22 protein-coding genes and 1 pseudogene are annotated in these 24,833 nt (G+C 38.0%); 9 read left to right on the forward strand and 14 right to left on the reverse strand.

Annotation, left to right across the window (positions count from 1 at the left end):
• The first annotated feature begins 126 nt into the window (after positions 1-126).
• The 6 genes from DER53_RS12845 (at position 127) to DER53_RS12870 (ending at position 5,726) form a co-directional block, all read left to right on the forward strand.
• Positions 127-501 carry a replication termination protein gene (locus DER53_RS12845; protein ID WP_015863876.1) on the forward strand — a complete coding sequence of 125 codons (375 nt, stop codon included), beginning with the start codon at positions 127-129 and terminating at the stop codon, positions 499-501.
• Between the two features lie 166 nt (positions 502-667).
• Positions 668-1,540: an ATP-binding protein gene (locus DER53_RS12850; RefSeq protein WP_062754031.1), complete on the forward strand. Its 873-nt coding sequence runs from the start codon at positions 668-670 to the stop codon at positions 1,538-1,540.
• A 10-nt stretch (positions 1,541-1,550) separates the two neighbouring features.
• Positions 1,551-3,467, forward strand: coding sequence for a vWA domain-containing protein (locus tag DER53_RS12855; protein ID WP_062754029.1), 1,917 nt, complete (start codon positions 1,551-1,553; stop codon positions 3,465-3,467).
• 19 nt (positions 3,468-3,486) lie between these two features.
• Positions 3,487-4,725: a DHH family phosphoesterase gene (locus DER53_RS12860; RefSeq protein ID WP_062754027.1), complete on the forward strand. Its 1,239-nt coding sequence runs from the start codon at positions 3,487-3,489 to the stop codon at positions 4,723-4,725.
• A gap of 101 nt (positions 4,726-4,826) precedes the next feature.
• On the forward strand, positions 4,827-5,432 hold the full coding sequence (locus DER53_RS12865; protein WP_062754025.1) for a DUF3298 and DUF4163 domain-containing protein: 606 nt from the start codon (positions 4,827-4,829) through the stop codon (positions 5,430-5,432).
• Between the two features lie 90 nt (positions 5,433-5,522).
• Positions 5,523-5,726: a hypothetical protein gene (locus tag DER53_RS12870; protein ID WP_015863880.1), complete on the forward strand. Its 204-nt coding sequence runs from the start codon at positions 5,523-5,525 to the stop codon at positions 5,724-5,726.
• Between the two features lie 115 nt (positions 5,727-5,841).
• On the opposite strand, the pseudogene DER53_RS17420 reads toward DER53_RS12870, so the two are convergent.
• Positions 5,842-6,687: pseudogene (locus DER53_RS17420) on the reverse strand (molybdopterin-dependent oxidoreductase); the annotation flags it as partial.
• Between the two features lie 500 nt (positions 6,688-7,187).
• Between DER53_RS17420 and DER53_RS12880 the strand changes: the two are divergent.
• Positions 7,188-7,877: a tyrosine-type recombinase/integrase gene (locus DER53_RS12880; protein WP_244319585.1), complete on the forward strand. Its 690-nt coding sequence runs from the start codon at positions 7,188-7,190 to the stop codon at positions 7,875-7,877.
• Between the two features lie 76 nt (positions 7,878-7,953).
• On the opposite strand, the gene DER53_RS12885 is transcribed toward DER53_RS12880, so the two are convergent.
• Together DER53_RS12885 and DER53_RS12890 are read right to left on the reverse strand one after the other, a co-directional pair.
• Positions 7,954-9,285, reverse strand: coding sequence for an IS4 family transposase (locus tag DER53_RS12885; RefSeq protein WP_062756518.1), 1,332 nt, complete (start codon positions 9,283-9,285; stop codon positions 7,954-7,956).
• A 224-nt stretch (positions 9,286-9,509) separates the two neighbouring features.
• On the reverse strand, positions 9,510-11,537 hold the full coding sequence (locus tag DER53_RS12890; RefSeq protein ID WP_013876931.1) for a DUF262 domain-containing protein: 2,028 nt from the start codon (positions 11,535-11,537) through the stop codon (positions 9,510-9,512).
• Positions 11,538-11,960: 423 nt separating this feature from the next.
• On the opposite strand from DER53_RS12890, the gene DER53_RS12895 reads away from it, so the two are divergent.
• Positions 11,961-12,401, forward strand: a complete 441-nt coding sequence (locus DER53_RS12895) for a hypothetical protein (protein ID WP_244319587.1) — start codon at positions 11,961-11,963, stop codon at positions 12,399-12,401.
• Positions 12,402-13,717: 1,316 nt separating this feature from the next.
• On the opposite strand, the gene DER53_RS12900 is transcribed toward DER53_RS12895, so the two are convergent.
• From DER53_RS12900 to DER53_RS12920, 5 genes are all read right to left on the reverse strand, one after another.
• Positions 13,718-14,908, reverse strand: a complete 1,191-nt coding sequence (locus tag DER53_RS12900; RefSeq protein WP_062754560.1) for an ISL3 family transposase — start codon at positions 14,906-14,908, stop codon at positions 13,718-13,720.
• Positions 14,909-15,184: 276 nt separating this feature from the next.
• Complete coding sequence (locus DER53_RS12905; protein WP_062754562.1) at positions 15,185-15,607, reverse strand: NUDIX hydrolase; 423 nt, start codon at positions 15,605-15,607, stop codon at positions 15,185-15,187.
• Positions 15,608-15,987: 380 nt separating this feature from the next.
• Positions 15,988-16,251, reverse strand: a complete 264-nt coding sequence (locus DER53_RS12910) for a hypothetical protein (protein WP_062754564.1) — start codon at positions 16,249-16,251, stop codon at positions 15,988-15,990.
• Positions 16,252-16,273: 22 nt separating this feature from the next.
• Positions 16,274-17,338 carry an anti-sigma factor gene (locus DER53_RS12915; RefSeq protein WP_062754566.1) on the reverse strand — a complete coding sequence of 355 codons (1,065 nt, stop codon included), beginning with the start codon at positions 17,336-17,338 and terminating at the stop codon, positions 16,274-16,276.
• On the reverse strand, positions 17,335-17,697 hold the full coding sequence (locus DER53_RS12920) for a sigma factor-like helix-turn-helix DNA-binding protein (protein ID WP_244319589.1): 363 nt from the start codon (positions 17,695-17,697) through the stop codon (positions 17,335-17,337). Before DER53_RS12920 ends, DER53_RS12915 begins: the two co-directional genes overlap by 4 nt.
• Positions 17,698-18,009: 312 nt before the next feature.
• On the opposite strand from DER53_RS12920, the gene DER53_RS12925 reads away from it, so the two are divergent.
• Positions 18,010-19,593, forward strand: coding sequence for a multicopper oxidase family protein (locus tag DER53_RS12925; protein ID WP_062754570.1), 1,584 nt, complete (start codon positions 18,010-18,012; stop codon positions 19,591-19,593).
• 92 nt (positions 19,594-19,685) lie between these two features.
• Here DER53_RS12925 and DER53_RS12930 read toward each other — a convergent pair whose 3' ends face one another.
• From DER53_RS12930 to DER53_RS12955, 6 genes are all read right to left on the reverse strand, one after another.
• Positions 19,686-19,865, reverse strand: a complete 180-nt coding sequence (locus tag DER53_RS12930; RefSeq protein ID WP_062754771.1) for an SHOCT domain-containing protein — start codon at positions 19,863-19,865, stop codon at positions 19,686-19,688.
• A gap of 47 nt (positions 19,866-19,912) precedes the next feature.
• The gene (locus tag DER53_RS12935) at positions 19,913-20,644 is read right to left on the reverse strand and encodes an urease accessory protein UreH domain-containing protein (protein WP_062754572.1); all 732 of its coding nucleotides are present in this window, start codon (positions 20,642-20,644) and stop codon (positions 19,913-19,915) included.
• A gap of 116 nt (positions 20,645-20,760) precedes the next feature.
• Positions 20,761-21,741: a F510_1955 family glycosylhydrolase gene (locus DER53_RS12940; protein ID WP_062754574.1), complete on the reverse strand. Its 981-nt coding sequence runs from the start codon at positions 21,739-21,741 to the stop codon at positions 20,761-20,763.
• 121 nt (positions 21,742-21,862) lie between these two features.
• On the reverse strand, positions 21,863-22,432 hold the full coding sequence (locus DER53_RS12945; protein WP_062754576.1) for a TVP38/TMEM64 family protein: 570 nt from the start codon (positions 22,430-22,432) through the stop codon (positions 21,863-21,865).
• Positions 22,433-22,444: 12 nt separating this feature from the next.
• Complete coding sequence (locus DER53_RS12950; protein WP_062754577.1) at positions 22,445-23,116, reverse strand: response regulator transcription factor; 672 nt, start codon at positions 23,114-23,116, stop codon at positions 22,445-22,447.
• A 2-nt stretch (positions 23,117-23,118) separates the two neighbouring features.
• Complete coding sequence (locus DER53_RS12955) at positions 23,119-24,489, reverse strand: sensor histidine kinase (protein ID WP_062754579.1); 1,371 nt, start codon at positions 24,487-24,489, stop codon at positions 23,119-23,121.
• Positions 24,490-24,833: the final 344 nt, after the last annotated feature.

The following is a 24,833-nucleotide window of genomic DNA, read 5'->3' on the forward strand; positions in this document are numbered from 1 at the left end:
ACGCCTCCTTTTCCGTTAAATAAACTAATAAATCTATGTTCTAAATAAAAAATCGAAAATAAAAAGGATTTCCATACAATAAGTGGAATTGTTATAATAAAGAAAAAGAAGAAAGAAGGGAGAAACATGGGGGAAAAAAGAACGCCAAGCGGTTTTCTGTTAAAACAGCGTGCGTTTTTAAAACTATATTTAATCACATTAACTGAACAAGAACGTTTATACGGATTAAAAATATTAGACTTGCTGCGTCAAGAGTTTAAGCCATATGGCTACAGACCGAATCACTCAGAAGTATATAAAGCGTTACATGACCTTATTGAAGACGGAATTCTAAAACAAGTGAAACAGAAAAAAGAAGGAATGAAATATCAAGAAGTTGTCTATTATCGGTTTGCGGATGGCGGATATGAAAAAGCAAAGCTGTACAAACGGCAATTAAAAGCGGAATTAGATCGCTGCCAAGCGCTCATTCGCAAGGCGATTGAAGATAATTTTAGCTGACGGGGAGCATCATAATTATAAAAGGATGGTGGCTCTCCATTTTTCTTTGCATTTTTAATTTACATAATACTTTTATAGTTACAAATGCCTCTTTTTTGCGTGAAAACAGGACATTCAGTAGAATAGTAACCGTAATGCAAAATAAAGAAAGAAAGGACGACAAATAGTGAAACTTCCAGAGAAAGTTGAAGAAATTATTCAATATCGCAACCAACTATTTTCGAATGATGAAGACGCCTATCTCATTGGAAAAGGCGGTTACACCGCTTCCGATGAGTCGATTCTATATGATGCTATCATTGCACTTGCGCTTGGGAAAAACGTCTTATTGAAAGGACCGACGGGATCCGGAAAAACGAAGCTGGCGGAAACGTTATCATCCATATTCGGACAGCCGATGCATAGTGTGAACTGTTCTGTTGACTTAGATGCCGAAGCGCTGCTTGGCTTTAAAACGATTCAAAATCGCGATGGAAAAGCAGAAATCGAGTTTATCCCAGGTCCTGTCATTCAGGCGATGACAAAAGGACATTTATTATATATTGACGAAATTAATATGGCTAAACCAGAAACGCTGCCGATTTTAAACGGTGTCTTAGACTATCGAAAAATGATTACTAATCCGTTTACCGGAGAAGTCGTTAAAGCGAAAGAAACATTTGGCGTGATCGCTGCGATTAACGAGGGATATGTTGGCACCGTCCCGCTCAACGAAGCGTTAAAAAACCGTTTTGTTGTCATCGATGTTCCGTATATTCAAGGAGATACATTAAAATCCGTATTGTTGGCACAAACTACATTAACAGACGAAACACTCATCGACCGCTTCGTCACGTTATCCGCTGATTTAATTGCACAAGTAAAAAATGGGCAAATTTCCGAAGAAGCTGCTTCGATTCGGGCGCTGATCGATACTTGTGATTTAGCTGTATATTTGCCGCCGCTTCGGGCCATTGAACGCGGCATTGTGGAAAAACTCGAAGATGACCGCGAAAAAGCAGCGGTGCGCAACATCGCGGAAACGTTGTTCGAAGAATGAGGGATCCAATATGGAGCGGTTTATCCAATTTAACGATAAAAAGATTGATTCCTTTTTGTTTATGCAGCTGTCCGATTTAGCGAAAACGTTAGCGAAACATAGCGATTGGGAAGTAGAGTTCGGCTTTCAGTCTTATGTTGACTTTCCAAACCGAAAATTATATGTCAGTCATTTTTGGGACAATCGACCGAAAGAAGAAAAAGAAAACGGATTAAAAAGCGATGTCTGTTTGCGAGCCGTCGGAACGCTTTTTCATACTGATTTTTCTGAAGTCACCGCATTTCTTAACAAAACGAAAAACATATCGATCCCTAGTTTTGCAAAGCAACTATTTACACTAGCAGAAGATTTGCGTCTTGAGGAAATTTGTAAAAAAGAGCGTCCTGGCACGAAAAAATGGTTTCGCATCCGCCGCGATGTGTACCGCCGTTATTTTTACAGTCAAACGAACGCCAATTTGACAAGAAGCGTATATACGGATGCATTATTTTCTGTTATCTATTTGTTATTAACATCCGACTCGCCGCTAGAGGACGTTCCAATTATTCATGAGCCAATTGACCGAATGATGCCTTGGCTTCGCCAGACGCTTCCCCAATTTTTTGACGCTGCTTCGACGAAAGAAGTGGCCCGTATCACGTGGATGATTACAGAAGCATTCGATGACGTATTGGAAAATGATATGTTAAACACGTATTTTTATTTACCAGAACAAAGTTATAATGAAGAGATGGGACTGACGCTAGAAGACTTAAAACGGATCGACCCGCTCAATAACTGTGACATCTTGGATAAAGAAAAATGTGGGGACGAAGATGTCCATGATCAAGAACTGCCAACGTGGCACCGTGAAACGAGTGACATGACGAAAAGTTTCTTGCGTTTTGAACTTGAACAAGGCTCGCGAACCGATTTATTGGGAGATGGAGCGCGTGAAGGCGAAGACGGGGATCAGGCACTTGCGATGGTGCAAGGATCTGCGCGAAAATCGAATCGAAACGATTATAGGAAGCTAAATGCCTATGAACAGAAACGGGAAAGCAAACAAGCAGGTAAAGGGGATCGCTACGGGAAAGATAACCGGTATGCTGAAGCAATTTTTCTTTTTCCAACTTCTCCTTCGTCTGAACAAATAGCACAATATGAACAAAAGAAAATCGATATTTTACCATATCAAAAAAAATTAAAACAAATGATGAAAAAAACATTAGAACATAAAAAGACACTTCCACGCACCGATTTACATTTTGGCCGGCTGCATAAAAAACTGCTTCGTCTATGGACAGAAGAACAGCCGCGCTTGTTTTATAAAAAACATCAGCCATCTTCTCGTATTGATGCCGTTTTTACGCTGCTAGTCGATTGTTCAGCGTCGATGTATGACAAAATGGAAGAAACGAAACGCGGTATTATTTTGTTCCATGAAGCATTAAAATCGTTGCTTGTGCCCCATCAGATCGTTGGATTTTGGGAAGATCCAAATGAGGCGACGGAAACGAAGCAGCCAAACTATTTTCAAACGGTAATTTCATTTGCACAATCACATAAAAAAGAAAGCGGCCCTGCGATTATGCAGCTGGAGGCCCAGGAAGATAATCGCGACGGATTTGCGATTCGCATCATAACGGAACAACTTTTAAAGCGGCCGGAAAAACAAAAATTTTTATTGGTGTTTTCCGACGGAGAACCAGCGGCGTTTGGTTATGAACAAAACGGTATTATCGATACGCATGAAGCGGTATTAGAAGCGCGCAAACATCATATCGAAGTGATTAACGTCTTTTTGGCCAATGGTGAAATTGACGAAGGACAGAGAGAGACGATTCGAAATATTTATGGAAAACATAGCATTGTTGTTCCAAACGTGGAGCAACTTCCAGATTTCTTATTCCCGCTATTGAAAAAACTATTGTATAAAAGTTTATAAAGAAAAGGATGGATTGGCGATGATCAAATTGTTTACGGACAGCGATTTAGACGGAATTGGGTGCGGACTGTTGGCGAAAATTGCGTTTAAAGAAGTAAACATATCATTTTGTTCCTACCGTAACTTAGATGAACGAGTGAAACAATTTATTGAAGATGAACAGCATAACGAAGCAAGTGTATTTATTACCGATCTGGCGGTCAGTGAAGAGGTGGAGAAAAAACTGGCGGAACGATTTGAAGCAGGAAAACACGTTCAAGTTATCGACCACCATGTCACTGCCCTCCATTTTAATAAGTATCCGTGGGGGTGGGTGCAGCCAACGGATGAACAAGGCAAAAAAACGTGCGCAACCTCGCTATTTTATGAATATTTAATCCGTGAACAAAAACTGGAACGAAACGAAACGCTCGATGAGTTTGTCGAGCTTGTCCGCCAATACGATACATGGGAATGGGAAGAAACAGACAACACGCGGGCAAAGCGGCTAAATGATTTGCTGACGATTTTAGGCCTGGACGAATTTTGGGATCGCATGAGTGAACGGTTAACAGAAGGAGGTCCATTTGCTTTAACCGAAACGGAAGAACTTATTTTGGATATGGAAGAAAAGAAAATTCAGCGCTACATCCGAATGAAACAAAAACAACTTGTCCAGCGCTGGTTTGATGATTATTGTGTCGGTATTGTTTTTGCCGAACAACATATGTCTGAACTAGGTAATGCATTATCCAAACGTTGTCCACATTTAGATTTAATCGCTATGGTTAATCTCGGCACGAAACATATTGGGTTTCGAACGATTCACGACAACGTGAATGTTGCGGAGTTTGCGAAACAGTTTGGAGGAGGAGGCCATCCGAAAGCATCGGGATGCTTTGTTAATGAAACAACGTTCCCGCTTTTTGTCGTCGATGTGTTCTCGCTTCCGCCGGTATATCATGATGTGGAACAAAACCAGCTCAATACAAAAGATCAAACAGAAGGGTTCTTTTTTACCAATCATCAAGGACAATGGTTTTTCTTTCATCCAAGCGATGACAAATGGGGCGTTTATCATCAAGAACAGGAAGTACAATCGTTTTCGAGCCAAGAAGAGGCGGAACGGTTTATAAAACGTCAATTCGCAGCGGGACTGGCGGACGATCAAGCGGTGATTGACTTTTTGCAGCAACAGCTATGTATAGAAAAAGAAAAGATCAAAGATGAGTATATCAATGCCCTGCAACAATACAAACAAAAAGCCGGTACCAAATAACGGTATCGGTTTTTTATGCTACTTATTTGTTTCCTCCCTTAACCAAAATGCACGTTTTAACCATGAGCGAATATCGTAAAGGGGAAGGGAGGAAGAAAAATATGATCAAACTTCCGGTTAACATTCATACGGAATATATAAAGCAAAAACGACTTAAACTTTATTATCCGGTTATATACGGATTGTCAAATAAAGAAGCAGAGAGAAAAATAAACTATGAGATACGATCGGCTGTTCAACAGCTTCTTATGACACAAGGGTTTTACGAAAATCCGCTGACTGAAATTACGGGACACTTTGAGCTGAAAACAAATGAAAAAGGCGTTTTAAGCTTAACCATTATCAATTACGCTTATTCCGGCGGTGCCCATGGACTTACACTTATGAAAGGATTAACATTTAATATTATGACAGGAAAAAAATATTCGCTTTCTGAATTATTTTTAGACAACAGCGATTACGTGAAAGTACTGTCTACGATGGTGTCGACTCAAATTAAAGAGAGAGGCATTCTTCTTTTAAATCCTTCTTTCAAAAGCATCTCACCGGAACAAGATTTCTACATTGCTGATAAAGCGCTTGTGCTATTTTATCAATTGTATGAATTAACGGCTTACGCATTCGGGTTCCCATATTTTCCGATTTCCGTATATGATGTAGAAAAACTTGTTGATCCGCAATCACCTTTGGGAAAAATGCTTTCGTAATCTTTATAAAATGTTAACATAATTGTAACAGTTTAAATGTTTAACTAGGACAGATTTTGATTATAATTTATAATCAGGGAGGTGAAAAGTATGAAACAGTACATCTTTTCTTTTTATACAGATCATACGGAACAGGCAAAACCAGTTGTGTGGGAAGAAACGATTTTGGCGTCCGGGATGATGGAAGCCTTTTCAAAAGTGAAAATGTTAATGGAGAAATATAAGAGAGAAAAAGGAGTACCGATCCGTGTTCAATACAAAGGCGTACGCTATCGCCACATCGATATCGCATAACTGACGTAACTAACATGGAAGGATGGTACCATGTCTTTCTCCAAATATGGTAAGGGGTAACATGCAGCGGTCATTAATCATTAATCAATCAAAAAGTAACCGCTGCATGTTTTATTTATTCGATTTTTATGTGCACCTTTTGGATCGCATTATACCCATATCCTTTGCGGTTCCACATCGGTGTGAAAGGCTGTGTACGGCCGCTAGAATCCGTCGCTTTTGCTAAAATCGTATATTCTCCTTTCTTGTGAACTTTCCATCTCCACTCCCATTGCACCCATGCATATCGCTCCTTTAAACGTTTTAACATCGCTCTGTTCCATGTTTATCCGTTATCTACACTGACTTCTACTTTTTGGATCACACCTTCTCCAGTCCAGGCGATCCCCGTAACCGAAATCGTTCCAACCCGATGGAGAGAGTATGGAAGCGGAAATTGAATCAATGAGTTTACGTTCATTGTTGTTATAGGCATTTTTCCTTCATCATTGTTTGGATGGGGATAATAAACATAATCAATGGATTGAAATGGCCCTGTAAAAGGTTGATCCGTTACGATGATGTATTTTAGCCATTTTACCGATGCCATCGCATACCATTGCGGAACAATGAGGCGAAACGGGAATCCGCGTTTTAAAGGAAGGGGGGAGCCATTATACTCATAAGCGATGATCGTATCTGGGTGCATTGCTTTATGAAGCGGCAAGCTTCTTGCATAGTAAAAAAGACTGTTCATATCATCCCTTGTTCCGGCATCTGCCCCGATAAATATTACTTCTGCCTTCCTGTGGATTTTCGCTAATGTTAATATGTCTTTTAGCGGAATTCCAGTCCATTTTCCTTGACTTATCGCCCCCGATTCCCACTGTTCGCCGAAGGTAGGAGGGGGAAACTTCGCTCGTTGATTTCCAGCATATTCCAAAGGGTCAATCAACGTTGTTGAAGGCATTCTTTTTAGCTGATCAAGAGAAAGAAAAAAGGAAGATTATACCAAACCACCGATCATTAGGGGCTGATGGGCTGAAGATGGATATGGAAAATGGTTGCGGCGAAAAAAATACCGATCTTCAAATAACACATGACGTAAAAAGTGAATCGGTATTTCTTGATTTTCCGGTACCAGACTTCTCGTAATTAAATACGGGCGTATCTTCAAATGAATTACATTCCTTTGTTTGTTTGACAATTTTTATATATGTTTTTTTATATGGTTATGGTAATGAATGTGTATGACGTAAAATGTTTAGGTCGAACCATTATTTTTTGTTTTGTCTCAATATAACAAGTTTACTTAAATTTGAAACAAATTATTTTATAACTGCTTATAATTTATATTATGTCGACTAGCTAATTTCCGCCTGAATTGAGGGTTTCTTCCCTCAAGTGCCCATAAAATCAATTATCCGGAACTTGTTAACCTAAGTTCCTCATAATTTTTTTGTGTCTACGAATTATCATTTTTTGAACGAATTATCATTGTTTTTTACCGATTTATTATCGGTCGTTGATTATCAACTGGAGGTGTTTTTTTCATGTTGTTTAGACAAGCCGTTGATGAATTTGTTTTGTACTTGCAAATTGAAAAAAAACTATTCACTTAACACCGTTGATGGTTATGCGTATGATTTGAGATGTTTCGAGAACTTCTTAATTCAACACGGCTATTCTGTACAACTTCATGACATTACAAAAACGCATGTTCGTCGCTTCATCCAGCATCAGATTACAAAAGAAAATGTCAAGCCTAGAACGATCTATCGGAGAATTTCTTGCTTAAAATCGTTCAGTAAATACTGTGTCAAAGAAAATCTAATCAACAGCGATTTTATGATCGGAATTGATACTCCTAAAACGGATAGCAAATTACCGACTTATATGTCTTTGTCTGAACTACGAAAACTGTTTCATTTTTTGGAGCAAGACAATAGCCGAATGGCGATGCGAAACCATCTTCTGTTTAAACTGTTAGCCACTACGGGTATGCGAAGATCTGAAATTGTTGAACTAACTTGGGAACAAATTGATTTATCGAACAACACGATACGTATTTATGGGAAAGGAAAAAAAGAGCGCTTACTCCATACCCGTCAAGTTAGCGGTATAAAATTTTTTAGGATGATACGCATGTTCGAAAAATCAATCAAAGGATGAAGAGAAAACCAAATGCTGGGCATGCCAAATAACCCTCAAGAAGAGGGTTATTTGGCATTTATATCCATAACCCACACTACCATATCCCCAATTTCTTTAAAAGATCCGATACCGTTTCCTCTCCTTTCCTTCGGTCTTTCCTCGCGTGTTTCCTTAACAGAGACAGGAGAGATGGAAGGACGGTTTCCATCGCTTGGGGATGCAAAAGAAACCGATGCCAATACGATTGGAGGATATTAAGCGCTTTCCATTCACTGATCTCGATTCCCTCCCGTTGATGCCAATACCTTCGGGCTTGGAACAGAAGAGTCTGCGTGACTAAAATGGCAATCAATGTCCCATATAAGTGGCATTCGAATCGTTCCTTCTTCATCTTTTTGACACGGTCAAGATCAAATAAGGATTTCCAGCCCTTAAATAACAGCTCCACTTGCCAGCGCAGCGAATACAGCTCATAAACTTGTTGCGCATCAAACGATTCTTGTGGTAAATTGGTCAGTAAGATGTGATATTTCTTTTGTTCAAGGGTTTGGCGTGACAGCGCCTTCCCTTTCTTTTTTTCCTTTTTCCGCACATACGTCAGCCGTTTTTCCCATTCTTCCGCCGTGAGACGGCGAAAAATCAGACGCGGAACATACAGGCGTTGGTGTCCGATATACACGTGTTCCACTTCCACGGCTTCTCCCTCGCCCAATCGATTTCCTATCGATTCCCAATCCCATTCGTGCCACTCCCCGTCCTGTTTGATATAGACTTTGATATCGGAACGCAACCGGGTAATATAATAAGCACCTCGAGCATCGATCTCCGCCAGCGTGGCGAGTGAAAAAAACCCCAGATCCCGAATGCAAAGGTCATTCGGTAAAATCGTGTGCTGGGTATGATAAGCAAAGCGGGCATCGGAATCATTGGCCTGTTGGACGCACAGCTGAAGACAGGTGCCCGATAACAGCTCATACTCAAATTGGATTTTGGCGCCAGATGAAACCGAACCTTGATAGTCCTCACCATAGTCGGTCGGAAGTAAAAAACTGGTAGAGTCTAAGATCCGCAGACGGGTGAAACAAGCGCGATACGTTTCGGTGATGGAAGAGAGTGCCGGACGTTGATGCATCAGGAGAGTAAAAAAGACCTCTTTTAAAAACGCCACGGCACGAGGCGTAAACCGCTGATTCAGTCCTTCATTCGAGAGAGAGCAATCATGCCAGAGCGCCAAATCGGCACACAACCGCTGAAGCGACTGACAGGCGAGCGATCCGTCTCCCCAAGCACATAGCGTCAGAAAGGCTTCCGCTGTTAATGAACGCTGCCGCTGAATGAATCCGACTTTCCGTGCCAGACGGGTCAGTTCTTCAGAGGAGAAGAGTTGACGAATCGTTTTTATCCATGCCTTCATCTTTTTTGCCATCAAAAAATAATCCTTTCCAACGATGATTTTCGTTAGAAAGGATACCATGTTTTTGGCGCTGAAAAAAGATCAAATTCTTAACTTGATGGCTATGGGATTTTATCCCCTCTCATAGATGATAACGCATCTTGGATTTTGGAATCAATTTTTACTCGTTCTTGCACCATTCGATGTATTTTTTCATAATTCTTCACGAAACAAACTCTTCACAACTTCATACTGTATTATTTCTTTATTTTTCTAAAATCATCTATATACCTTTCTTGATTTTGTTCATTTATATATTTCCAAAATCTCCATCCATTCGTAGAAGTATTATCCTTACCGCTTAAATTATATTTTGCTTTATCTGCAGCGGCTGAAACAGATAAAACTTCACCATTGTAATGCACCTGTTGAGTCTCAATATCAAATATAGCTTCCACTTTTTTATTATAATAACTAGCGAATATTTTTATATTCCCTTTTGTTTTTGGTGGTTGATAGAAGAGATCTACTATCTTTTGTTCTTTTGCTATAATATATTTCTCAATCAATTTGAAAATTGCTTCCGCTCTTTTTTCTAAAAATGCAATATAAAAGTCATCATAGGCACCATCTATTATTTCTATAGGTATTAAATGATTTTTTAAACTCTCTACAATATTTGGATTAATTTTCATCAACTCTTTAAGATATTGTGATGGAGATTTCTTTCCAATTTTTATGTTTGTGATTTTAGGAATCAATGTCCTGTTCGCTACACAATCTATTAGTGATAATATTTGTTCATTATCTTTAAATTTATTTTTAATGTATTCTTTAGGGAAGATATGATGATCTTCTAACTTGCTATTTAAGTGTAGCTGACTTGAGTTGCTCCAATCTATTAAACCTTTCGATGCAAAATTTATAAGGTTTAAAATTCCTTTATAAATAACATTTCCTTTTTTAGAGAAAGACAAGATATCTTCGGGCGAAGTGATTTGAATTTTTAGGCGACTAAAAAAAGCTTTATCACTTATCTTCTTATTTTGAGCAATATTAGAAAGAATAGATGCATCTTGAATTATAGCTTCATTAGAGCCTGAAGAATACCGTTGAGCAAAGATTGATGACCAATACCAGTATTTAATAAATTCGTATTGATTTTCATTCATCTGAGAAAAATCAGTTTTATGGATAGAGCGCAAAAAGATAATTAAAGGTATCAACATGTTTTCATACGGCATCCATTTTTGAGAAATTATGAATCTCTCTTTAAAAAGAAAATCAAGAACTTTTCTATAACAGTCACAAACCTCATCCCAATACATATTGAAATGTTCGTAGTTTAAATTGGATAAAATATAATTTCGATCAACTTCTTTGCCATTGCTTACAATATAGGAAATGGTACGAACAATTACCTCTCGATTAAAATAATAATTTGGAAAGCCTGACTCTAGTTCTTCGATTTTTTGTCTTAAATTAAATCCTTTGTATAACTTGGCCGCCAAAATATCTATAAAGTTAAGCTGAATACCTTTGCTATTGCTTCGTTCGAAAAAAAGAGCAAATTTCTCCGTATCCATATTTAGCAAATAATATGAAAGTAATTTGTCACTTTTGAAGAGTTCTCCTAGCTTTACGCATATCATTCGATATTTTATAAACGCTAGTTTCAATTCCTCTTCATCCATACCTGCAATGCATGATAATTTCCCGAAATAATTCTCCTTAATGTCATCATCTAATATATCACCTTTTGATATTAAAAAAGCATCAGATAACTTTACAGAGAGACGATCTTCATCTTCTTGAAGACTAAATTCAAATAACATTTCTTCCAAAGTTCTTTCCCTCAACGCTTTTTCACGAATAGATGTTTCGAGTTCCTCTTCATTTTTCGCAATAAACCATACTTCATCAACACCTGTTAAAGCTCTATAAATAGAAGTAACCCTTTGCTGGCCATCGAGTATAATCCTAAAGTTATTAATTTGGGTCATTCGTTGAATCTCTTCTTTATTAAAAAATTTGGTTGCTAGTTTTCTTCGACTACCTTCTCCCTTTCTAGGTCTTGTATCTATTTCTCTAACCGTTATTTCAAAAGAAGGTTTACCATATATTATAGAACCTATAAAAATGTCCCTAACCAAAGAATCAAAAAGTTCGCATGTTTTGCTTAGCTCCCATACGAAGTCTCTTTGAAATTCTGGTAATAAGATATTTTCTTTATGTATATTTTCGACCAAATCCTTTATCGATTCTGTTTGTTGTGGGGCAATCATTTAAATCCTCCTTCTCCATTATTCATGGTATTATTGTACCATTTTTCAATAACATTCCATAATATGTTTGCTATTTATGGTTGGTAAAAATGAGTAAATAAAACCAATCTCCCGTTCTATTTTTTTACTAAATGTATATGATTGGTTAAATAGTTATAACTTGCAGCTAATTCCCTCCTTTTCAGTTAGGTTGCTATTAGCGTCGAAAACGTAATCGACCTTGTTGGACGCCCCTTCCTTCTGTTGAGTAGAACAGTTGTTTTATCATAGGTATAAGTCGTGAAATTCCCAGAAGTATCAGTGACGGAATTCAGGTTAGTCTAGAAAATTAAGGTAAATTTTATCTAAATGCCCTATAATTTAAATAAAAGATAACCCTTATAAAGGAGGGAGGTAACAGGACATACTGAAGAAGAAATAGATATGTTACCTTTAGAAGTTGCAAAACAACTAATTAAAGATAAAGCTGTCATCAAAGATTCAAAAACTGAAATATTTTCGTTTGAAGATGAAGGGAATAATTCTGGTGATTTCACAACGATGGGTACAATTTCTTCCTCCACGATGAAATTATGGGGTACAGTTTATAAAGTAACCTCTGATCGGGCAAACAACGATAAATTTTATATCTACGCTAATTTTCAATGGCTGAAATCACCTTTTTACGAACTTGTTGATAAAATGACTTTCGGTTTTCCTTCGAGTGCAGGATTTTATCTTCCAACTAGTAATGGATCAGTAACACAACATCAACATAGATATAGTCAAGATCCACAAGGTAATGGGAACTGGGTAGATTATGCAATTGATTACACTCCTAGTGATTGGGAACCAAATGCTGGAGTTGCTGGTGAATTTGACTAATGGTACAATTAATATTAAAATTCAATATGGACACAAATTATATTCCGGTCAACCTAGTGTATCAGTATATCCAGCAGGATTATCAATAACCCCAACATCTTCAGTAGATACTGCTTCTTACGCTTTAACACTAACTTATTAGTAGATCTTATACTTCCTACATTTGTTATCTTGTTAGAGAAAAGAATAAAAATTAAAATATTTTAATAACTTTTGTATTAATCTATACTTAACAAGTAAAAGGGAGTTCTTTAAATGGAATATATATACTTACTTGTTTTACCAATAATAGGTGTTTTGTGGTTTTTAAATTTAGCAAGCTTTTTAAAAAATTTACACAGTAATGGAAACACACTTAATCAAACAATACTAGGTGCCGTATTAACCTTTATCTTTACTTTTCTATTTATGTACGGGTTTTTAGGAACGCATTAATTATTCAAACACCTCCTGTACAAAAAGGATCGAACTACCCCCACTTACCGGCTAATGGACGATGGAAGTGGGGGATTCTTGTTTGTTTCCTTTGGCCGTTGTTGCTCAAAGGAAACAAGCCGCCCTCCTCTGTTCAACAAGGGAAGTAGCCATATAGGGATGTCCAAAGTGTCCCTTACGGAGGACACTATATGCCTGCTAATACAGCACATATAGAAGGTACACCATCTTCCCTCGTAGGCATCCAAAGAACTCATTGCAATACACCATGTTAAAGCTGGCGATATCATCTGCTTTTTAATTGCTTGCTGCGACTGGAATGCACAGACAGGAAGTTGTTGATTTGAAGCGGGAGAAGGTTGATTTTAACAATAAAACAATCCAAATATATGAAAAAGTTAATAATAAGGAACGGCTTTTTACTGCCAATAAATACTAATACTCAAAGAGTTGAATCACCTTGGATCTTTATCACTAGTCATCAAATCGGCGTGTTAGAAAGGAACAGAAATTAAAGAATTTCTGGATTTTCTAAATATGAAAACATTAAACTCTCATCAAAAGAGATGTTTTCTGCGGGATAAGGAGCACAATTTAGCAATTAAGCATATGCATCTATTTCTGTTATAAATTTATAACTTTATAGGCGGTCATGATAGACTATCTTGCCTGTGAAACCATATATAATTTATGGGTCTTCACCATTTTCTGTGATTTCTACTCAATCCTAGAAACATGTTAGCTGGATGAAATAGGTTCATCAGTCAGGATCCTTCTTCCGCATACAGACCACGAAGTTGGTAGAATGGAAACAGTCAAGTGCTTTCCTTGACGGGTTCCATTCTACCAACTATCATACCGATAGCGGAAGAAGGGAGTGCTTAGGCAGCCTGACTACCTGTAGTGTTCCCTGTACACTCCAGAAATACACGTAAACGAAACCGTTCTAGATTTCGATAGCCATATGCCCGGCGTTTGATGTTTTTGATCTTGTGATTCGTCCCCTCAATTCGGGCATTCGTATATGGGCACAAAAAGTAGGAAAGAATAGGCTCCTTCCACCTTTCAAGCGTGTTGGCTGCTTCCTGAAAAGAAGCAAAAGGGCTCTGTTTGGCTAACTTAATCCATTCTTCCAAGCGTTCCTTTGCTTCATTATATCCATCGGTTCGGTAAAAATCCCGAAACAACTCTTTCAGATAATAAGCAATGGAAAGTGCCGGATACTCCTCCAAGATATCGTCTAATCGAAGCCGTTGGTCCTTACGAAGCTTTTCACAGCCTTTTAAGAGAAGATATCGAGCCTTTTTCAATGGAGAAAATTCCTTTCTTGCTTGATCCAAGGCTTGTGTCACTTTTTGAACCACATGGTACTTATCGATGACAATCGAAGCAGATGGAAACAGGGCACGAACCGCCTTATGATAAGGTCCCCACATGTCAAGAATCACCGTTTGGACCATTTCTTTCGACAGGATATTTTGGCTCAACAAGTTGATGGCGGAGTCACATTGGCGATCGGCATGCATTCCCATGACCGATCCGGCTTTGGCATCCATCAATACGGTTTCATACTGATGTCCCTTTTTTACAGCGATTTCATCTAAGCTAAGCACTATCTCTTCTTGAGAAGATGCTTCTATCGCTGTTTGACGCTCTTTTGCTTTTTTCGATGCAATGAAGTAATAGATGCGCTCCAATGTCGTATATGGAATACGGTGCTTTCGGCTAACCTCTTGAATGGTGGAGCCTTCACAAAGTTCATACAAGTACTCACCAAATCGATTGGTGTAATGTTGATTGAGTGGAATCGATTCCAAAGAGGCGGAAAACACTTGGGAACAATTCCAGCACCGATAGCGCTTTACCTTTACAAACAAGTACACCGGTTGATGGAAAATCGCCAAATCCCATACTTTTCTTGTCCGTCTGTCGTGGACAGAGGAAGTGGCAAACCCACAATGAGGGCAACGTTCCCGTGTCTCTGTTTTCTCTACATGAATCGCATAACCATAGGAAAGAAGTTCTTGTTTAATCACTTTAAATTCTGGCAATCCTAGTGGTATAGAAAGCACTTACGAGACCTCCTTAATGTTTATTTCACCGCTAACATTATTGCCAGGATCTCGTCAGTGCTTTCTCTTTTTTGTCACTAAATCACAAAATTTGGTGATGAACCTATTTTATTAAGCAATTGGTAGATATGGTTTGTGTGTTGGAAGTTGAGATTGTGACCCGATAAAAAGCACCTGATCTTTTATCAATCCGTCAAACCATCTTGTTTGGATAGCGCGGTCCGCGGATCTTACTCGGCATGAACTGAACTCATTTAGCTATCTTCCATCTCTACTCTATACCCATTCTTCCAACGAAAACACGTCATTTCTTTCAAAGTCGTGAAGAATGGCCGGAGGCAGCAGTTCACGCACTCTCTCTTTAGTCGACCAGCAATAATCGATATGCTCTTCCGAAAGAACAACTTCATGATGATCGCTTTTGCATAAGTATGTAAGAATGACGACTTGCCGCGTTGCGTGCGTTTGAAACGTCGTCGCATATAAAATCCGCTCCACCGTCACATCCAATCCGACTTCTTCTTGGATTTCGCGCAACAGCGCCGCTTCTAAATCTTCTCCAAAGTGTATTTTTCCTCCGGCTAACTCCCATGTTCCCCCGCCCACTTCGTCATCATGAGCACGTTGTACCGTTAACACCTTGCCTTTGTGTAAAATAAACCCTTTCAAAACTACAACCATTTCATTTAAACTTGTCATTTCAAGCACCTTTCCCCATTATGAAATTATGAATATAACACGGTTGCCCTCGCTCGATTAACGAATTAAAAAGAATCTCTTTTATGGTTGTTAAAACCAATTATAAAAAATGAATATATAACCAGCATATTAGAAAGAGTAACTATATTGTGTTTCCATAAACCTCTACCTTCGAAACCATATATGTTACTTACTTTTTAGAAAATTTCATTTTTGTATCCATAGAATAATCTAAATGTTCTAATAAAATATATCAAGATAAATTTGGGATATTTGGTATTGGTTTTACAGGTATGCATCTATGTCTTTTGCAACACGTTCCTATATTGAAAAAGGACAGCCTTATTTGGACGGTCCTTTTCGCTTTTGCTGCAGTAAAGTTACGGCTTGTAGTTAATACCTATACCAAACCAAATCATTCCCATACAAGAAACGATTAGGATGAAGTGAAGGATGCCGCCTAAATAGGAGTAGAACCGATCTTCTTTTAGGAGGCCAAGCAAGCATATAAGCATTCCGAACAATGAAATCCAAATGTAACGGATATGAAAAACAGGGATTTCCGCTATAATTTGTACATTTAACAAAATAAGCAAAAATATAGCCACCAATGTATTTAGCATATTGATTCTTACCATCATCATTTTCGACTATTCCCTCCTTTTGCTACGGCAAATTAATCTGACCTAATCGAATCACGTTGACTTCTTTCATCTTTTCTAGAGACAAAACATCTTTGGCGGTTCCTGTCATAGCGATTCCATAAATCTTCAATTCCTTATGTTTTTTTATCCATTTTAGCCGCTCGGCCATCTTTAAGTCTTTGTATTCCGTTAGTTGTGTTGCCCATTTTTCGTTTTTGCTCAATAGCTCGAGCCCTTTGACTACTTCTTCGTAATCAGTAAACGAGCGATGGAATACAGAATCTACATGCACTTTTTTGTACGGAAAGCCAATTGCTGGTGTTTGGATGAAATCTAAATCATTCCTCATCTGTTCCTCTACACCTGTGTCCAACGCAAGCCATGTCATATGATATCCTTTGAATTTTTCATTTATTTCTTTTAAGGAATAGGACTGATTCAGGGAAATATAGATTTCAACCGGCCAATCGCTTGGGAGAGATTCAATTTTTCTTCGTTCGTCAGGTAAAAAGTATTTGGCTTTCGGATGAATAAAGTTGATTCCAATGTGATGAAGTGAATACCCAATCGCTCGATAATTCGATTCTTTAGCAAACACATCATTGAAAAATAGTTTGTAAGTATCCTTGCCTAGATAACTTCTTTTATCATCCATCCATTTATATTTGTCGGCCGTGACAGTCATAGTAAAGGGCTTGATCTCAACATCCACCGTATCGTAATCTACATACACATTTGGAGACATCATTTCACTCACCGTTCGAATGGTTTCAATCAATTCGTTCCCTCGGTTATGCTCTCGCCCCCAGCCGTAATAAACAAAAGTAAACATAGTCAATAAGGGAACAATCGTGAGTATAAACGATACAACAAGCAGCGTATTTCTAAAAAAGAATTTTTGTTGGGCCTTTTTCATCATTTTTGTAAGATTGGGTTCCTTCATCCCTTCATCATGAAGGGTTTCATGGAGAAATTCATGGTATACGTCAAAACTTTCTAGAAGCTCCTCTATTTTCTGCTCTTCCTCTTTGCTTAGTGTGCCATTTTGATATTTCTGCAATAATGGTTTTAACTCGTCTTTTCTCATCCCTTCACCTCATTGCGTAATCGTTTTTCTAATTCCCGCCTGCCCCGAAACACAAGGCTTTTTAAATAAGGGAGTTTTACGTTTAACAACTCCGCCGCTTCTTTGTAGCTAAATCCTTTTAAATCGACGAGCATAATGGCTTTTTGTTGCAGTTCTTTCATGTTGGACAAATGTTTATAAATCAACTCCAGCTCATATTTTTGCAAAAACGCATTTTCCGTTTCTAATAATGGATCTAGCTTTAACGACGCAAAGAAATCATCCACTTGTACAACCTGTATCTTTTTTGCTTTTCTGCAGTGGTCGATGAAGATAACCATTAATACCCCAAGAATACCGAGAAATAATATTAAGGACATAATATTCCCGCCCCCAAAACAAAATTCTCTTTATCTTTTATACATTGTACAACAAATTTATGGATATCTGGTATTAATTTCTATAAAATAATCATAAACGCCTTTCCTCGAACGCTTCTACCGCTTATTCAACCTTTCTGTTCTTCCGCAATTAAGTAATAGCTTGTCTTTTTTATTTCGTATCTCCCATTAATATCAAATAATACTTTGTGCAAAATTGCTTAATAACTCTTTTCTCCATAAATTTTGCACATTTATTTTCTATGATGATATTAGCATTTAAATCACATGTTTGTTTATGGAGGGAAATACATGAAGAAATTATTGGTTGGAACCATTTTAGCGGGAGTTGTTGCTATTGGTGCAGCCTGCTCAAATAATGCTTCGCACAGTTCCATGCAGGGGCACGATATGTCAAACATGAATATGAAGGAGGAAAACATCGCTAAGGACTCCAGTAAGCAACTGCCTTTGGCAACAAACACAGAAGTTTTATCCGGTAAAGAGATTAATCTTACTGCTAAGGAAGCATTATTACAAATAAATGATAAAGTGAAATTTCCGGTCTACACGTATAATGGATCTGTTCCCGGAGCGCAAATCCGTATTAAACAAGGGGATCGAGTAAAAATCTATTTTAAAAATGAATTACCAGAACCGACGACAATTCATTGGCACGGCTACCCTGTTCCGAATAGTCAAGATGGCGTTCCGGGTGTCACGATGGACGCAATTAAACCGGGGGAAACCTTTACGTATGAATTTACAGCTACTGTACCGGGAACGTATTTTTATCATTCCCATCAAGAAAGCGCGAAACAAGTGGACAAGGGACTATACGGCACATTAATCGTAGAACCTAAGAATGAGGAAAAAGTAGATCGAGATTATACACTCGTGTTAGACGAATGGATGAGCAATCCAGATGAAGGAAATATGCATATGAGTGGGATGGATCATAGCAATATGGGACATGGAAACAGCTCCGATAACCAACATATGGATATGAGCAACATGGGACATGATATGAGCATGTATGATATTTTCACGATTAACGGGAAAAGCGGTTCCGCTGTCAAACCTTTAAAAGTGAAGAAAGGCGAAAAGGTGCGGCTTCGCCTTGTAAACGCAGGATACATGTCCCACAAACTCCACCTGCATGGTCATGAGTTTAAAATTGCCGCAACAGACGGGCAGCTGTTAAAAGATCCGCAGCCAATCAAAGACGAACTTTTAAATATTGCTCCGGGTGAACGTTATGATATTGAATTTATCGCCAATAATCCGGGGGAATGGCTATTAGAATGCCATGGTGATATGGAAGGTACCGATGGCATGAAAGTGAAAATTCAATACGAAGGTCAGACAAACAATACGGACAAAGCAAATGCAAAAGAAGACCTCCCTATCGTTGATATGACAAAATACGGAAAACATGAATTAGGTCAATTTACATTAGATCAAAAATATGATGTAGAGTACACAATGGATTTAGGAACAGCGATGGGCAAAGATGGCACGATCTTCACGATTAATGGGAAAACGTATCCTGAAACAGCACCTGTAAATGTTAAGAAAGGTGATCTAGTAAAAGTAAAATTGGTGAACAATTCACCGAAAGATCTACATCCTATGCATTTACACGGACACTTCTTCCAAGTATTAAGTAAAAATGGCAAACCAATTACAGGTTCTCCATTGATTAAGGATACCTTGAATGTAAAACCGGGTGAAGAATATGTAGTCGCATTTAAAGCTGACAATCCGGGAAATTGGATGTTCCATTGCCATGACTTGCACCATGCTTCAGCCGGAATGGTTACAGAAGTAAAATATAAAGATTACAAATCTGACTATACACCAAACCCGAATGACACAACAAATAAACCTGAATAATCAACAACTTCTTTCATCTATATAAATTGAAAGAGGGTGAAGAATTGTAAATTGCATTTCCTGTGTACAATATAACGTAAAAATGCTGGATTTTACTGTATTTTTTTGGATATCTGTTCAAATTCGTCTAAAGTGATCTCTCCTTTGGCTAATCGTACTTTTAATATTTCCATCGGGGATAACTCTTCTTTGCGGTCATTGATAAAACGATGTAAGAGATAAAAACCAATGGCGATTAATACAACCCAGAATAACATCATCCCGATCATCATGGCCAAACCTCCAAACATCGCCGTTCACTTTCCTCCTTCTCCTAACTTTAGAACCAATAAGTGATGGTGTCTAATATGCCAAGTAAAATCATCACGATTCCAGCTGCTTTTTGGACGAACCTTCCTGCTTGTTTTCCTTTTTTCATTAAAGTGCCGCTAAATCCTAAGTACCAAAGGATAAGGATAAAGAAAATAACAGGTACAGAGGTTCCGACGGCAAAGATACTCGGCAATAACACTCCATAAGACGTTGAATATACGAGAGGCATGAGAGTAACAAAAAACAGCACAAACATGGTTGGACAAAAAGCTAACGAAAAGCCGAAACCCATTAAAAAGGAGCCTATTTTTCCTTTCTTTAAAAACCTCTCAGGGATTTTGAGCAGGGTTACGTTCCAATACATTTTAAAAAGCCCTAACAAGTATAGACCTACCAGAATGAGAATGGGACCGATCAGCTTTCTTAACCACGGAAAATACAATGTTAGTGTACTTTGAATCTCTTTGCCCATAAGCCAGACAATCAAACCTAAACCGGAAAAAGCAATGATTTTGCCAAAAATAAATAGGAGCAACTCTTTCCACGCAATCCCTTTTTGCAAGGACTGATTACTGTACAACGTGATCGCTCCCAAGTTGCCAGTGATTTGACACGGAGCCATCGCTCCAACTATCCCAAGAACAAAAGCTGACAAAATGGGAATAGCTGTCGTGTTATTTGCAATATTTAGAAATGGTTGGCTTAGAAGGTTGCTTATTTGGCTTAAGAACGAATACACCCTTCTTCTCACCTTCTTCTCTACCTGATGTCTATATTGTAGCAACAAATTTTGCAGAAATTGTGGAGTAGTATATTTTTAAGCAAGCAAAAAGACATGCGCCCGCATGTCTTTTATTAAAAATTTATTTTCCCTTTGGATGCTAGTCTTGTCCAGCTTTCACCGTTATTTTTTGTCATGAAAATATCACCATTCATGGTGGCGATCACAATTTCCTTCTCATTTGTCGGATTTGAGGACATATACATGATATGGTCTTTTTCGTCGAGTTTAGGAACAGAAAGGACTTCCTCTTGTTTTGACTCTAATGATTGTTTTATAAGTACAGGCTTATTGTTCTCTACAGCCGCAAATAAAATTGATTTTTCTTGGAAGATAAACGTCATCGTATTAATCTTTCGGGTAAAGCGTTCAAAGGTATTTCCATTATCTTTTGAAACGAAAATTCCTTCTGGCGTACTAATTCCGACCATATTTTCCTCCGTTGGATGGGCAGCAATCGTTCCTGCAGCAGTTTGCGGTAGGCCGTTTAATTGACTTTGCGACCACGTTTTGCCGTCGTCTTTACTGTAAAATAACCCTTGTCCTAGCTTTTTGTTTTCTTCTTGGTTCACGACATAAATCGTATGGCTTTTATAGCCTACTGCCATATAATGAAAATCAGATTCTTTATAAAACCCTAAGTTCATCAACGTTTGTCCATGATCAAGACTTTTTACAAGACCAAGCGGATTTCCTAAAGATGAACCTTCTTCTGGGTGTCCCGATGCATAAAACCCATCGTCTGTTGCAGAAAAGCCCATATAATCATGTTTATTGGAAGTCGTTTCATACCACTTATTATTTTGGTAAACAAGTAAACCTTCATGTGTAGCAAAGTAAATCGCATTTTGGTTGCCTGCATAACCAATTCCATGTAAATGTTCGAACTTTCCTTCTTTCTTTTCTTTAAAGAAAGGATTATTTGTAACAGATGTGTTGGATTTTGCTTGTTCTTTGCTCGTAATAAAGGACTGTTCTTTTTCATTGGATGATGAACAAGCGCTTAGAAGAAGAATGGACGATGTAATCATCATAGCTTTCGTCATTTTTTTCATTGCTGATGCTCCTTTTTGTGCATTGAGTAGACATAGTTATTTATAGCAGAAATATTTGCAGAATTTATGGAGTTTGCTTCTTTGAATATGATATTTGTCACCCTTCATAAACATAAACTCTCTAAGTTTTGTTGGTTTGAGCCTTTTTTCGATTGATTTTCTTCCAAGCAAAAAGAAATAAAAAAACAGACAAAAATGTTAATATTACTTTCCCTTGCCATGTCCAATTCATTAATTGATAAACCGAATAGGCTTCTAAAAGTAATGCAGGTATTTTCCCTATTGAGCTAGCAATCATAAAGATAAGCAAGGATGTTTTTCCGATCGCCGCAACAAAGGTCACTACTCCTGACGGAACAAAAGGAAGAAGCCGCAAAGACAGAATAAGAAAAAAGGCTTCTAAACCTTTTGCTTCAAGCAAACGTCTGACTTTCGGGTGGGAAAATAACTTGAATTCAGAAAGCTTCTTGAATCCTTTACGATATAAAAGAAAGGAGATAATGGCTCCGATTGCTTCCCCTGCAAAAGATAAAAAGGTGCCTTTCCAAAACCCGAACACCGCCAAATTGGCAGCTGTTAGAAAAACGCTTGGTACAAGTCCTAAAATACTGATCATAATATTTATCACGATGCTGATGAGATAAGCAGCATTTTCATATGTGTTAAGCAATGTAATGATTTGCTCTTTCATCCTCTTCTTGCCTTATGCCTCCCATTTATACCCTACCCCCCAAACGGTTTGCAGAAATTGATCGACCGGAAACCCAGCTTGTCTAAGCTTTTCTCTGATATTTTTGACATGAGAGTCGATGGTACGCTCTTCTGTATTTGCATTATAGCCCCATAATGACACAATGATTTGTTCTCTGCTAAACACTCTGTTTGGGTGCTTCAAAAACAGACCCAATATGGCAAACTCTTTCGGCGTTAGAAAAATCGGTTCGTTTTGATAGTGGACTTTATGTTCGTCTTCATCCCACACTAACCCTTGAAATTCTATTTTCGAGCGCTTTCCTACGGAGCGGCGCAGCACCGCCTCAATGCGCGCAAGGAGCTCGGCTTCGTCAAACGGTTTTGTGATGTAATCATCCGCCCCAATATTGAGACCTTTGACGATATCTAACGTCTGATCTCTTGCGGTCACCATGATAATCGGAACATCGGAAAATTCTCTAATTCGTCGGCAAGTTCCCCAGCCATCCATCTCCGGCATCATAATATCAAGCAAGACTAAATCCACTTTGTGATTTTCTAAGTACTGTATCGCTGCTAAACCGGACTCGCACTTAACACAATGATATCCTTTAGGCGAAAGATAAAGATCAAGCAACTCTAACATTCGTTTTTCATCGTCAACCAGTAAAACCGTATACATGCTCATTCCTCCGGCAATGTAATGATCATGTTTGTTCCTTTTCCATATTCACTTGTAGCGTAAATCGATCCTCCGTGCGCTTCCACAATTTCCTTGGCGATGGCCAGCCCCAGTCCTGTTCCGCCGCTAGTTCTTGATCTTGATTTATCCACTCGGTAAAACCGTTCGAAAATATGAGGCAAATCCTCTTCAGGAATCCCTCTGCCTTTGTCTGAAACAATAATTACAATATTGTTTTTCTCCACTCTTGCATCAATAGACACGGTAGAACCTTGATCAGCATATTTTAAAGCATTATCCAACAAATTCATCATCACTTGCTCAAAACGTTTTTGGTCAATATGGACAGTAATGTTTTTTTCACATTGATATACCAAAGACATTTTTTTCGCTTGAAACGCAGGATGCATTTTGTCATGCAATTTTTTTAAGAAAGAACATAAGTTTGTAGGTTCCTTGTGAATTTGAAAGGAATGTTGATCCATCTTCGCTAATTCAAAAAGATCCTTCACCAATTTTTCCATATGCTCTGCTTCTTCGTAGATAATGGACAAATATCGATTCCTCTCCTCTTCCTCCATGTTGGGTCTCCTAGCTATATCCGCATACCCTTTTACATAAGTGAGCGGGGTGCGAAGTTCATGAGAAATACTGGCGAGAAATTCGCTTCTTTCTTTTTTTAAGTATTCTAAATCCCTCGCCAATGTTTGGATCGCTTTCCCTAATTCCGCCAATTCGTCCTCCCCTTTTATTTGCAGACGAACAGAAAAATCACCTTTGCACAATTTTTCGGTCGCCTCTTTCATGCGAATGAGAGGAATGGTAATGACTCTTGATAAGAAAGCAATCGTAATAATCGTTAAAAATACAGAAAAAATTCCAACCATAAGGAAATGATGTTTTAACTTATAAATCATATTTTGAATAGAATCCGTATTTTGAAACATATAGACATATCCTTTGATCTTGCCGTCAATCCGAATCGGGCTTACTGTTGAAATGTGCGACTCTTTTTGCCAATTTTTTTGCACAATCATTCCGCCATAGGGAATGTTTTTATTTGCTTTTTTTATTACTCTTTTAGCAAATGGCAAAATATGATCTGAAAAATACAATATCTTCCCCTTGTCATTTGTAATAACGACGTCCGTCTCCGCTTCAGACTCCATCATGGTAACATGTTCTAACGTGGAAGGATCATAATTTTTTTCTAACACATCACGGTGGCTATTCCCTCTTGCTAACAGCTGCTCAAATTCCTCATTAATTCGAGAATGAACTAGAGTAACATATAAAGACACAAATAAAACCGTCTCTATTCCCAATACGAATACAAAAAATAATAGTCCTAACTTAAATGAAATTTTTCGCACTTTTGTCCCTTCCTTATCAGCTCATTAACTTCTATTATATAGTTTAGAAAAGCTGTTTCTTGATCTCTTTTTCGTTTATTCGGAGCGATTAAATCAAATTTCTCTGAATTGACATATTGGTATTTAAAACTAAATCGTTGAGACTTAAAACTTTGGAATGTTCTCCTTGTTTATACCTATTAGACGTTTATACAGGAGAAGTAATTTTTATTTTATCAACTAAATTTGCAGAATTTATGGATTTAAATAAATTGTAACAGTCAGGAACGATTTCACTTTTAAAAAGTTGTTTAATAAATCTTCTTGTTATTCAACTATCGCGCCCAATTGTTGAAGATAGTTTC

Origin of the sequence: Parageobacillus toebii NBRC 107807 (assembly GCF_003688615.2) — a bacterium.
Lineage (GTDB): Bacteria > Bacillota > Bacilli > Bacillales > Anoxybacillaceae > Parageobacillus_B > Parageobacillus_B toebii.